This is a genomic window from Ligilactobacillus sp. MP3, assembly GCF_024436335.1.
Taxonomy (GTDB): Bacteria; Bacillota; Bacilli; order Lactobacillales; family Lactobacillaceae; genus Ligilactobacillus; species Ligilactobacillus salivarius.
Window position 1 is genome coordinate 111,513 of record NZ_JANFQI010000001.1, and the last position, 12,903, is coordinate 124,415.

Annotated in this window: 13 protein-coding genes; 8 read left to right on the forward strand and 5 right to left on the reverse strand. The window is 30.9% G+C overall.

Features of this window, described 5'->3' with window-relative positions; genetic code table 11:
* Nucleotides 1–24 precede the first annotated feature (24 nt).
* Nucleotides 25–558, reverse strand: a complete 534-nt coding sequence (locus NOU10_RS00590) for a 3'-5' exonuclease (protein ID WP_003700597.1) — start codon at nt 556–558, stop codon at nt 25–27.
* Nucleotides 559–706: 148 nt separating this feature from the next.
* On the opposite strand from NOU10_RS00590, the gene murB reads away from it, so the two are divergent.
* Complete coding sequence (gene murB / locus NOU10_RS00595; protein ID WP_003700595.1) at nt 707–1,606, forward strand: UDP-N-acetylmuramate dehydrogenase; 900 nt, start codon at nt 707–709, stop codon at nt 1,604–1,606.
* A gap of 135 nt (nt 1,607–1,741) precedes the next feature.
* On the opposite strand, the gene NOU10_RS00600 is transcribed toward murB, so the two are convergent.
* Nucleotides 1,742–2,425 (reverse strand): DUF1361 domain-containing protein, encoded by a 684-nt coding sequence (locus tag NOU10_RS00600; RefSeq protein ID WP_087118353.1) that lies wholly within the window; start codon nt 2,423–2,425, stop codon nt 1,742–1,744.
* A 232-nt stretch (nt 2,426–2,657) separates the two neighbouring features.
* Between NOU10_RS00600 and cdaA the strand changes: the two genes are divergently transcribed.
* The 3 genes from cdaA to glmM are packed head-to-tail and all read left to right on the forward strand — an operon-like array spanning nt 2,658 to nt 5,994.
* Nucleotides 2,658–3,506, forward strand: coding sequence for a diadenylate cyclase CdaA (cdaA, locus tag NOU10_RS00605; protein WP_255905755.1), 849 nt, complete (start codon nt 2,658–2,660; stop codon nt 3,504–3,506).
* Nucleotides 3,503–4,618 (forward strand): YbbR-like domain-containing protein, encoded by a 1,116-nt coding sequence (locus tag NOU10_RS00610; RefSeq protein WP_003706571.1) that lies wholly within the window; start codon nt 3,503–3,505, stop codon nt 4,616–4,618. Before cdaA ends, NOU10_RS00610 begins: the two co-directional genes overlap by 4 nt.
* A 23-nt stretch (nt 4,619–4,641) precedes the next feature.
* Nucleotides 4,642–5,994: a phosphoglucosamine mutase gene (gene glmM, locus NOU10_RS00615; protein WP_160944304.1), complete on the forward strand. Its 1,353-nt coding sequence runs from the start codon at nt 4,642–4,644 to the stop codon at nt 5,992–5,994.
* Nucleotides 5,995–6,122: 128 nt separating this feature from the next.
* On the opposite strand, the gene NOU10_RS00620 is transcribed toward glmM, so the two are convergent.
* Nucleotides 6,123–6,473 carry a PTS glucitol/sorbitol transporter subunit IIA gene (locus NOU10_RS00620; RefSeq protein ID WP_160993739.1) on the reverse strand — a complete coding sequence of 117 codons (351 nt, stop codon included), beginning with the start codon at nt 6,471–6,473 and terminating at the stop codon, nt 6,123–6,125.
* Nucleotides 6,474–6,614: 141 nt separating this feature from the next.
* Here NOU10_RS00620 and NOU10_RS00625 point away from each other — a divergent pair, with 141 nt between their 5' ends.
* From NOU10_RS00625 to NOU10_RS00640, 4 genes are all read left to right on the forward strand, one after another.
* A complete protein-coding gene (locus NOU10_RS00625) occupies nt 6,615–7,640 on the forward strand; it encodes a lactonase family protein (protein WP_255905756.1) in 1,026 nt (341 codons plus the stop codon).
* Nucleotides 7,641–7,653: 13 nt separating this feature from the next.
* Entirely contained in the window at nt 7,654–8,220 is a 567-nt protein-coding gene (locus NOU10_RS00630) for a copper homeostasis protein CutC (protein WP_255905757.1), read from the forward strand.
* 138 nt (nt 8,221–8,358) lie between these two features.
* Nucleotides 8,359–8,523: a response regulator gene (locus NOU10_RS00635; protein WP_143456130.1), complete on the forward strand. Its 165-nt coding sequence runs from the start codon at nt 8,359–8,361 to the stop codon at nt 8,521–8,523.
* A 56-nt stretch (nt 8,524–8,579) separates the two neighbouring features.
* Nucleotides 8,580–10,244 carry a hypothetical protein gene (locus NOU10_RS00640; protein WP_255905758.1) on the forward strand — a complete coding sequence of 555 codons (1,665 nt, stop codon included), beginning with the start codon at nt 8,580–8,582 and terminating at the stop codon, nt 10,242–10,244.
* 103 nt (nt 10,245–10,347) lie between these two features.
* Here NOU10_RS00640 and NOU10_RS00645 read toward each other — a convergent pair whose 3' ends face one another.
* Together NOU10_RS00645 and NOU10_RS00650 are read right to left on the reverse strand one after the other, a co-directional pair.
* The gene (locus tag NOU10_RS00645; protein ID WP_250200446.1) at nt 10,348–11,625 is read right to left on the reverse strand and encodes a cation:dicarboxylate symporter family transporter; all 1,278 of its coding nucleotides are present in this window, start codon (nt 11,623–11,625) and stop codon (nt 10,348–10,350) included.
* A gap of 203 nt (nt 11,626–11,828) precedes the next feature.
* Nucleotides 11,829–12,806, reverse strand: coding sequence for a GMP reductase (locus NOU10_RS00650; protein ID WP_003700584.1), 978 nt, complete (start codon nt 12,804–12,806; stop codon nt 11,829–11,831).
* Nucleotides 12,807–12,903: the final 97 nt, after the last annotated feature.

Genomic DNA, 12,903 nt, shown 5'->3' on the forward strand with positions numbered 1-12,903 from the left:
TCAGATCTTTACAGTGCTTTTGATTTATTTTATTTTAATGAATGGTTGTAACTGATCTTCACCAAAAAGATTAGCTTGGTAAAGTAAAATTTCAGCACAAGCAGTACTATCAAATAAAGCATTATGATGATGCTTTAAATCGATGTTTAAGTTATTACAAATTGTATCAAGCTTGTGATTCTCAAAATCTTTGAAAAATTTCTTACTAGTTCTAAGTGTATCTAATAGTTGATAATGTGGTAGGGTGATATCATAATGTTCTAGTGTTCTTAATAAAACACTGGAATCAAAACTTGCATTATGAGCAACAATTAGATTGTTAGGTGTAAAGAAATTTTGAATATGTGGCCAGAGTTCAGGAAAACTAGGTGCATTTTGTACTTGTTTTTCTGTAATTCCATGGACTTGAATATTTCTCCAAGAAAAATCAGTATCAGGCTTGATTAAAGAATAAAATTGATCGGCAATTTGATTATTTTTAACAACAGTTAGTGCTAAAGAACAGGCACTATATCTTTTAGGATTGGCTGTTTCAAAGTCAATTGCTACGAAATTCAAAAAATCACCTTCTGTTTTATAGATATATCTAGTCTAACAATTTTAGACTTAAAAAGCGAATAATATATTAATAACTAGATTTACAATTATAATCTAGCTATAGTATGTTAGAATTAAAAATGAAACTATTTAATAACGAGGGAATAAAATGACAACAAATGATTTAAGAGAATTGTTTTTGGATTTAAATGTTAAATTTGATGAAGAATTAAAGAAATATACAAATACAAAAACAGGAGGAAAAGCTGACGTATTAGCTTTTCCTGACAGTATTGAAGAAACTGAAAAATTAATCAAAATTGCTAAAAAAAATAATGTACCTTTGACAATTTTAGGAAATGCAAGCAATTTAATTGTTAAAGATGGTGGAATTAGAGGTCTAGTCGTAATTTTGCAACATCTAAATCAGATAACCGTTGATGGAACAAAAGTCACAGCACAAGCAGGAGCTTCTTTGATAGGAACAACCCGTGTAGCAGCTAAGCACAGTCTAACCGGAATGGAGTTTGCGTCAGGAATTCCTGGTAGTATTGGTGGAGCAATATTTATGAACGCTGGAGCTTACGGTGGGGAAATAAAAAACATTGTTGAATCTGTTAAGTTATTAACTCGTAATGGTGAATACAAAACTTATACTGTAGATGAGTTAGACTTTGGTTATCGCCATAGTCGTTTACAAAGTGAAGATGATATTGTAGTTGCTGCAACCTTTAAACTAGAACATGGTGATATAAAGAAAATTAGGGAAAGAATGGAAGAACTTAGCTTTTTAAGAGCTTCAAAACAACCTCTAGAGTATCCATCTTGTGGTAGTGTATTTAAACGTCCAGCAGGGCATTTTACAGGTAAATTAGTACATGACTCAGGATTGCAAGGATATACAGTAGGCGGTGTTCAGGTATCTAAAAAGCATGCTGGATTTATTGTGAATATTGGTAATGGTACTGGTAAAGATTATTTAGATGTTATTCATCATGTCCAAGCAGTTGTGAAGGAAAAATTTGATGTTGAATTAGAAACAGAAGTTAGGATAATTGGTGAAGATTAAAAATAAGAGAGGCTGGAAAAAACTATATTTTCAGATGAATTTTAGAAAATAGTTATATTAAAAACCGCTAGGAATCAACGATTTTAGTAATGTGATTTCTAGCGGCTTTTAAGTATTGAGACTTTTTTCAGCCTCTTATATTTCTAAATTATTTTGTTTTGCATATAAATAAATTGAGTGACGTCCAATAGCCACAGAAGCCCAGACAATTAATTGAATTATTGTCATAAAGATAACGAAGGTTAACATTCTAGCATTCCACATACCTATTAATAAATCAACCACCCATTTAGGACTAGTGAAGAGGTAAGCTGAATGAAGTCTTAAAAATCTACCAACATAAATTCCAATTGAGGAAAGAATTGTCAAAATAAAGGCCAATGATATTCTGAAAGGAATTGAACGTTTATTCCAACGAATAGCAATAACATTAATAAAGTGATCAAAACTCCATAATCCCATCAATGTACAACCTAGAGCACTTGAAATTAAATTAGTAAATTCTAACCACATTTTTAATTTTAAAGTCATAAGACCTGTTGTAGGGTCGTACGGATTAAAACGTGCTAAATGGAACAAGTCTGTTAAGACATAAGGTGCATTGGGATAGAATAATAACCAGAAGAAAAATAAAAGCCAAAAAATAACAGGATTTTGTTTTTCGTTAATATGCATCGCTAATTCAACAGGGATATATCCTAAAAATGTATTTAAAAGTAAGAAACTAAAAAAAGTTCCGCGGCTATAATCAGCTATATAAATGTAAATCATAAATAAAACAAAGATTGTTCGAATGAACCATTTTAATTTAGTAGGCATAAAAATTCACCACTTTTCCAATTCTCTTTAACTAACATTCTAACAAATATATTTGTCTATAATGTGAACAAATTATTTACTTTATAAAGATTTTAAAGTTAAAGTCTTCTAAGTAACATTATATTCCAAATGTTGTTAATTGTAATTCGAAAAGTATAGGATTATTTTTAATAAAATAGATTTTTCAATTGGTTAACGTGATATAATATTGAAAGACCAAGGAGGGATATTTATGCCTTTTGATTGGAGCAACTTGATAACTGCACAACATTTGATAAACTTATTAGATGTTGCAGTTGTTTGGTATGCTATTTATAAGTTGATGATGCTTCTTCGAGGAACAAAGGCAGTTCAACTCTTTAAAGGAATTGTAGTAATCGTAATTATTAAGTTACTAAGCTGGTATATTGGATTATCAACTGTATCCTGGATAATGGACCAAGTTATTAATTGGGGAATTATTGCAATTATCATTATTTTTCAGCCTGAAATTCGGCGAGGTCTAGAACATTTAGGACGTGGAACATTTGTCCATAACCGTAAGCAAGGTGCTGAAGAAGAGAAGATGGTAAAAGCTCTCGATCAGGCTATTCAATATATGTCTAAACGAAGAATTGGGGCGTTGATAACAATCCAAATGAATACAGGTTTAGAAGATTATATTGAAACAGGGATAAAATTGGATGCAGATATAACAGGTGCATTACTAATAAATATTTTTATTCCTAATACGCCTCTTCATGATGGAGCTGTTATTATCAAAGATAACAAGATTGCGGTAGCCGCAGCATACTTACCATTATCTGAAAGTAATCTTATTCCTAAAGCTTTAGGAACACGTCATCGAGCAGCTGTGGGAATTAGTGAAGTAACGGATGCTTTGACGATTGTTGTATCTGAAGAAACTGGTGGAGTTACAATTACCAAAAATAGTGAATTATTAAGGGATTTAACTCAAAATGACTACCTTAAGCTTTTAAGAAATGAACTTATTCCTAAGCAAGAAGTTAAGAATGATAATATCTTAATTAAATTTGTAGATGGATTTGCTAAGAGTTTTAAAGGAGGTAGAAAACATTGAAATTATCAAAGTACTTTAATACAAAATTTTTCTACCGAATTGTTGCTCTAATTTTTGCTCTTTTTCTTTTTTTCTATGTTAATGCAGATCAGTTAACATCAGGACAGTCTACAGGACATACATTAACAACAAGTACAAATGAGAAGTCAATTGTTATTGAGATGCCATTAAAAGTTAAGGGAGCAAAAGATACTGAATTTGTGGCAGGATTACCAGATAAGGTAAAGGTTAGAATAATTGGGCCAAGCGCAATTGTCACAGCTATTAACAATACGCGTAATTTTGAGGTGTATGCCGATTTAACTGGTAAAGGGTATGGTAAACATACAATAACTTTATCTCAATCTGGGCTGAGCAAAGAAGTGTCAGCTAAGATAGATCCACAAACTGTTAAGGTTAAAATTAGTAAGAAAGCTACAAAAACTTTTCCAGTTCAAGCACGCTATAATTCAAGTAATGTAGCAAGTGGATATGCAACTGGTAGTGTAACTATGAATAATCAAACGGTTCGAGTTACAGGTGCTAAAAATGATGTAAAAAATGTCGAAATTGTTGTAGCAAATGTTAATATCCCAAGTGGAACTAAGAATGATGTAGTACGATCTGTTCTACTACAAGCTTTAGATAAAAAGGGTAAAAGCTTAGATGTAGTTTTTGATCCTGAAACAGTTCGTGTAACGATTCCGGTTTTTGAAGCTAGTTCAAGTAAAAAAGTGAGCTTGAATTTAGTTCAAAGCGATGGAGACAAAAATCGAAGTTACTCGATATCAACAGATACAAAAACAGTTGTGTTACATGGAACAAAACAAGCTTTGAGCAAGGTTTCAACATTAACGGTGCCTGTGTCAGTAGAAGGTGTAACTAGTTCTGTAACAAGAACAATTCAATTACAATCAACAATTAGTGGAATTGCAAGTATTTCTCCAGCTACAATTTCGGTAACTATTACTGCAAGTGGAGATAATAATGAAAGTTCTGCAGATGTATCGCAGACTAATAAAATAGATAATAGTTTGAATAATGATAAAACTGAAGATGATAGCAGTAAAACTAGCTCAAATATAAGTGTAAGTAGCTCGAATAGTGAGAAATCATCTGAAAGTAATAATTAATTTGAATGTGAGGATTTTTTAATATGAAGTATTTTGGAACTGATGGTGTTAGAGGAATTGCAAACGAAACATTGAGCCCAGAATTAGCATTTAAGCTAGGTCGTTGTGGAGGATATGTTTTAACTCAACATGCTTCTAATAAACCAGCACGTGTGTTAGTTGCAAGAGATACACGTATTTCTGGACAAATGCTTGAACAAGCTCTTATTGCTGGTCTTTTATCAGTAGGAATTGAAGTATTTTCTTTAGGAGTTATGACAACACCTGGGGTAGCTTATTTAGTAAGATTACAAGATGCTGATGCTGGAATTATGATTTCTGCATCACACAATCCTGTACAAGATAACGGAATTAAATTCTTCGGTAGCGATGGTTATAAATTATCTGATGAAAAAGAAGAAGAAATTGAAGCATTATTAGAAAGTGATGAAGATACTTTACCACGTCCTTCTGCAGAAGGCTTAGGTACTCTAAGTGATTATCGTGAAGGTGCTTTGAAATATACACAATTCTTAGAACAAACAATTCCTGATGATTTAGAAGGAATGCACATTGCTGTTGATGGAGCTAACGGATCTACAAGTGCATTGGTATCACGTTTGTTTGCAGATTTGGGTGCAGATTTTGATACAATGGCAACAAATCCAGATGGACTTAATATCAATAAGGGAGTAGGTTCTACTCATCCAGAAGCATTAGCAAAATTTGTTGTAGAAAAGGGTGCACAAGTTGGTGTAGCTTTTGATGGTGATGGCGATAGATGTATTGCTGTTGACGAAAATGGCGAAATCGTTGATGGCGATAAGATTATGTTTATTTGTGGTAAGTACTTGAGTGAACGTGGACGCTTGAAGAAAGACACAATTGTAACAACTGTTATGAGTAATATTGGTTTGTACAAAGCAATGAAAGAAAATAATCTTAATTCTGTTCAAACTAAAGTTGGCGATAGATACGTTGTAGAAGCAATGAGAAAAGATGGATATAACGTTGGTGGGGAACAATCAGGACACGTTGTATTCTTAGACTTCAATACAACTGGTGACGGAATGTTAACCGCACTTCAATTATTAAATGTAATCAAGCAAACTGGTAAGAAGTTATCAGAATTAGCAGCTGAAGTTAAGACATATCCACAAGAATTAGTAAATATTAAAGTTACTGATAAAAAAGCAGCTTTAGATAATGAAAAGATTAAAGAAGCTATCGCTAAAGTTGAAGAAAAAATGGCTGGTGATGGTCGTGTCTTAGTAAGACCAAGTGGAACAGAAGACTTACTTAGAGTAATGGCTGAAGCTAAAACTCAAGAATTAGTGCATGACTATGTAATGGAAATTGCAGACGTTGTAGAAACTGAAATGGGTGTAAATGAATAAGAGGTAAAAAGTCTCGAAACTTAAAGCGCTAGAAACCACGTTATTGAAAACGTTGGTTTCTAGCGCTTTTTACATTGATGTTTTTTATAGTTTCACTTGAAAAGTTGCTTTTCTAGCATCCTATTAGTTTAATATTCAATTGTAGAACCAACGTGGATGGATGGCATTTTTTCAGGAGATAAATAGATAGCATTATTTTGAGGTTCATCAGGTACTTCAGTGAAGTATAGAGTAACATGTCCTAACATAGAAAAGTTACTATCAACTAAATCTCCCTTAAATTTTACAGTATAAACTTGATTATCAATTTTAATTTCATTATTGATGGTTATATCTGCAGATTGGACATTTTCAAATCTCTGAACAACGGATACTTTTTCTAGGTTGTCAGTTACAGAATTTTCACCAAATAAAATGATAATAGGTTCTGTATCACTGATTGCATTTTCACCAATACTTACAACATTTGCTTTAAACAAAATTTACTCAACTCCATTTTAAAGAATAAAGCAATTATAACACAGAAGATGTTAGATTATGAAATAAGAGCAATGGAACATAATTAGGTTTATGTGATATGTTATACTTAACAATGTAAACTATTACAAGGAGGCTTTTTCATGCTTGAAAAAATATATTTTGGAACTTATACCAGAAATAACAGTAAGGGTATTTATCAAGCCGAGTTAGATACTGAGAAAAAAGAAATTAGAGATTTAGAATTATTTATTGATGATATCGTAAGTCCTACATATCTTACAACGACTAATAATGGAATTTTACTGACAATTACAGGAAATGATCAGGGACAAGGAGGAATTGCAAGTTATAATCTTACAACGCCTAAACCTGTTTTAGTTGATCAAAAATTAGCTGATGGTGCATCTCCTTGTTATGTAAGCTATGATGGTCAGCGTAAGTTGGTGTATACTGCAAATTATCATAAAGGTTTAGTTGAAGCATATTGCCTAGAAAATGATAATACTTTAACATTAAAAGATTCCGTTACTTATGAAGGAAAAGGTCCGCGTCCAGAACAAGATAAATCACATGCTCATTATGCAGATTTAACACCTGATAATAAATTGGTAACTATTGATTTAGGTGACGATAAGGTTCACACATATGATGTGTCAGAAGAAGGTAAGATTTCTGAAATCGCAGCTTTTCAAACTCCTGAAGGTTTTGGACCTAGACACATTGTATTTTCCAATAATGGTAAATTAGCATATCTAGCAGGAGAATTATCAAGTGAAGTAGCTGTATTGGAATATAATAATGGTATTTTTAATCTTATCCAGATAGTATCAACTATACCTGTGGACTGGACAAAACATAATGGGGTAGCGGCTATACGTATTTCTTCTGATGATAAATTTGTATATGTTTCTAATAGAGGACATAATTCTATCGCAGTATTTGAAGTTGAAGAAGATGGTATTTTGAAACTTATTCAAACTATTTCAACAAATGGAGATTTTCCACGTGATTTTGCGCTTGATAATAGTGAGAGATTTATAGTTGTTGCTCATCAAAATTCGACAATTGCATCTTTATTTGCAAGAAATGCAACTTCTGGTAAACTAGAACTATTGCAAACAGACATTCCGGTTCCAGAGGGTGTTTGTGTTCACTTTGTAAAATAGGGAGGAATTTGTTTTGATTTTCAAGGATACACGAGTTAATTCGCTATCAGAATTAGTCAATGTTATAAAACAAGGTACTCATCGTGTTACTTTAAAAAATCATGGAGCAACTGTTAGTAAAGGATTTATGGCAGAAGCTATCAAGTATGCTCATGAACATGATGTATCAGTTAATATTGTAATTAATATTCCAACTGAAACTTCTTATCAATACTCAGATATTGAAATTAAAGCTTTAGAGGCAGATATTTTTGAGGCACAAGCATTAGGAGCAGATAGTATAGAGTTTTTAGCATTAAATGAAGACGGTAGTTTTGATACTGATACTGCAGATCAGTTTTTAGCAGCTTGCGGTGGAATGGAAGGAACTATCAATTTAAGTGATATTCAATTTACAAATGATCAGTTAGAAAAGATTGCAGAGTGGGTTAAAGAAAAACAAATCTCACGTGTTTATACTGATAATGAGAGTGCAGATGAATTAATTAAATTAAAGGAAGTCCTTCCTAACATAGTTGTTCCTGCTGCAATTTCAATAGAAACAGCAGAAGAGTTAGAATTTAAACAAATTCAATTATAAGAGATTCTGAAAAAGTGAATCATAGAATTACAGTCAACGTCTAAAAATTTAGAAGTTGACTGTATTTTTTTGAAATGTTTTGCATTTAAAGGGTATATAATAAGAATATATTATTATGATAAGGAATAAAGTTTAGATATGGAAGGAATAATATTATTAGTTGAAGATGAAAGGTCTTTACTATCATCGTTAAAAACAGAATTACAATTTGAAAACTATCAAGTTTTAGAAGCTAAAGATGGATTACAAGCAGTTGAAGTATTTAATGATTATAGTTCAGAGATTGATTTGAGAAACTATTAGTTAGAATTGCATCAGTACTTAAAAGGACAGAATTTACAAAATAGAGGAAAATGATCATGAAAAAATATATTCCGTATGTAACGATAGGGATAATGATTTTAATAAATCTATATTTTCAATTAATGGCACATAATATAATCATTGGTTCTGATACATTATTTCATTTCAATAGATTTTATGATACTGCGATGCAAATAAAACAAGCTAAACTTAGTTATTTTCAGATGAACTATACTTTTAAACAAAGTGGGCGAATTGTAAATGCAGTATATGGTCCTTATTTTGCTTATATTAATGGTCTAATATTACTTATTGCTAAAAATTGGTTTAGATACCAAATATATACAACTATACTTATATATTTAATTGGGGGTATTGGAATATATAAACTTACTAGAAGATTTAATAAGAGCATATTTTTAAATTCAATAAGTATTATTATATTTTTAAGTATGGGATGGATAACTAGATGGCAAGTATCACAGAATTTGACAGCATGGGGTGCAGCATTAGCTCCGTATGTTATTAATTGTGGAATTGATATGCTTGAAAATAAAGAATATAACTACTTAAAATTAGCGATAATTATGAGTATTGCTATCGAAACACATTTGTTAAGTAGTTTGATTTTTGTTATAACATTAATTCCATTTTTTATTATCAGAATAGTGAAGAAAAAGGAAAGAGGAAAGTTTGTTATTAGTATAATTAAAAGTGTACTATTAACATTACTTTTGACGTGTAATTATTGGTGGGTGTTGTTAAGACTTTCATTAACTAATAATCTAGCACAACCTGCGGCATTTAATATGACTAATAACACTCTTAGATTTATTAAAAGTATTTATTTACAAGAAGTATTAATACCATCATTTATACTTTTGGTAATTTTACAGTTAATATATGTATTAATAATAAATAGATCAGAAATTAACTTATACATTACTTTAATAGGGACTGGATTTTTAATTTTAGGTTCACGGTTATTTATTTGGGATAAAGTGCAAAAAAATTTTCCAATTATAGCAAGAGATTTTCAATTTCCAGATAGATTATCCATAGTAATATATCCATTATTTTTGACAGCATTTCTAATAGCGTTAGCAGAATTAAAAAATAAAAGAATAAAAATTATTTGTAGTTGTATATTATTAATAACTGCAATTACAAGTGTAGTTATGACCACCAATAATATAAGATATTATACTAATAGAGGAATAGTTGATAAACATGTGATTACTTTAAAGAAGATAGATTTAGAAAAAGCGAGTCATTCGGATAAATTAGCAATTTTATTACAGGGTTTAAGTAAAAGGTCGCCAGATTATCTACCACTTAAGTCTAAAGTTAAAAGAAAAGATTCTGTTAATTATGAAAAAGAAATTTTAGATAATACAAAAAATTATGATAAAGATGTTTTAAAAGATGGAACATTAAAACTTATGTGGCATGCTAAAAAATTTAAAAATATAATTTTACCAGTAGTATTATACAAGCAATCTAGGTTAATAGTTAATAATAAAGTTATATCTGGTGAGAAAAAAAGTATTATTAATGTTCCTAGAGTATATCAAAGAAGAGGTAGTAATGTAGCAAAAGTAAAATTCATGGCACCTGTAGATATGGTGATGTCGATTAATATTTCAATTGTTTCGTGGATAATTCTTTTTTGTGTCACACTAATAAGATTATACAGAAGAAAATTTGCTATCATGAAGTAAAAATGAATATTATAAAAGACACATCTAACTCTGAACGTTGTAAGTTCAAGGTTAGACGTGTCTTTATGTTAATTAAGTAATTTTTATTAAAAGAAAATTGTATTTATTTGTTTTTGAAACTTGCTACATATGCATCATGTTTGGCTTGATCAAATTCATTTTCGGATTTACCAATAACGAGAGTAGCTGTAACATTACCAGCAACATTAACAGCAGTACGTCCCATATCGACAAGACGATCGATACCGGCAATTAATGCTAAACCAGAAACAGGTACACCAATTGAAGATACAGTTGCTAATAAAACAACGAATGAAGCACCTGGAACACCAGCCATACCTTTAGAAGTAATCATTAAAACTAAAAGCAAAGTAATTTGTTGACTAATTGATAAGTGAACATGATATGCTTGAGCTAAAAAGATAGCAGCAAGTGATTGATAAATTGCTGAACCATCAAGGTTAAATGTATAACCAGTTGGAATAACAAATGAACTAATAGCTTGATCTACCCCAAGTTTTTGTGTCTTCTGCATTAAACGAGGTAGAGTAACTTCTGAACTAGCAGTTGTGAAAGCTAAAATTAGTTCATCTTTAACAACTATTAATTGATCCATGATTCTGAAACCAAAAATACGAGAAGTGATACCTAATACCACTAAAATAAAGAATATCATAGTGATATATGCCATTACGATAAAGAGTGCCAATGGTTTTAATGAAGCTAAACCAAGTTGGGCAACAGTAGCACCAATTAAACCAGCAACACCAAATGGAGCAAAATGCATAATCCAACCAGTTATTTTGAACATAACTTCAGCAACGGCTTGTAAGAAAGTAATTAATATTTTACCTTTTTCACCGATTGCAGCAATTCCTAAACCAAATAGGGATGAGAAGAAAATAACAGGTAGCATTTGTCCTGTAGCTAATGCATCAAAAAAGTTAGAAGGAACAATAGACATAAGTATTGAACCTAAACCATTATGAGCAGCAGATTTAGCAGTCTTTACGTAAGTAGAAATATCAACATGAGATAATTGACTTAGATCAAGCATATATCCAAGATGAGAAAAATTAGAAATAACCATCCCAACAATAAATGCAATTGTAGATAAAACTTCAAAATAGATTAATGTCTTTAATCCAATTTTACCTAATTTTTTGATATCTCCCATATTAGAGATCCCGACAATTAAACTAGAGACAACAATAGGAAGAACAATCATTGAAATCATATTGATGAAAGTTGAACCTAAACCGTTGGCAAAAGCAATAAATTTCTTATTATCAGCAAAAACGACACCGAGAATTACACCGATGACTAAGCCTAAAATGATTTGCCAACCTAAAGAAAGTCGAAAAACTTTATTCTTTTTCATAATCTTATAATCAACTCCTATATTCTATATGCCATATATTAATTTACCACAACTTTAATAAAAAATCATGTTTTTGTTAAGAATTCTATAAGATAAATATAATTTATATCAATTAAGTTCGGAAATAACGGCCAAAACTAGGGGTTTTCAGGATATTGTTACAAAATAAAAAAGATTGTTATAAAAACAATCTTTTAAAGTAATTACAACATATCACCGTTGTAGATAGAATTTTTAACAATTACATAGTCAACTTTTCTAAGAGCTAATAATTCTTTACCACCAGCATAAGAAATAGCAGATTGTAAATCTTCTTGCATTTCGCGAAGTGTATCGGCTATTTTTCCTTTGTATGGTAGAAGTAATTTTTTACCTTCGACATTTTTGTATTCGCCTTTTTGATATTGAGAAGCAGATCCAAAATAAGTTTTGAACTTCTTGCCATCTTTTTCAATAATATCACCAGGAGTTTCATCATGTCCGGCAAAAAGGGAGCCAATCATACACATTGAAGCACCAAAGCGAATTGATTTGGCAATATCACCATTATTTCTAATACCACCATCAGCAACGATTGGTTTGCTAGCAGCCTTAGCACATGCACGAATAGCAGCTAACTGCCATCCACCAGTTCCAAAGCCAGTTTTTAATTTAGTGATGCAAGCCTTACCAGGTCCAATTCCAACTTTAGTAGCATCAGCTCCAGCATTTTCTAATTCACGAACAGCTTCAGGAGTACCAACATTTCCAGCGATAACGAAAACACCAGGTAATTTGTGTTTAATGTGTTTAATCATATTAATGACGGTATCTGAATGTCCATGAGCAATATCAATAGTAATATATTCAGGAACTAAATTCTTTTGAGATAATTCGTCGATTAAATCATATTCAGCAGGTTTTACTCCAACAGAAATTGAAGCAAAAAGACCTTTGTCATGCATATTTTTAACAAAATCAACACGTTCATTTTCATAAAAACGGTGCATAATATAGAAATAACCGTTCTTAGCTAACCAAACAGCAAGATTTTCATCAATAATAGTCTGCATATTAGCAGGGACTACAGGTATTTTAAAAGTCATAGGTCCAAATTTAACTTTTGTATTTACTTCAGATCTACTCTTAACAATACATTTATTTGGAACTAATTGGATATCTTCATAATCAAAAACTGGCATAATAAAACCTCGCTCTATTAAATAATTTACGGTATTAATTAAGAAATAACCACAAAACATAAGATATAATAACGTATTTTAAAATATATGTCAAACT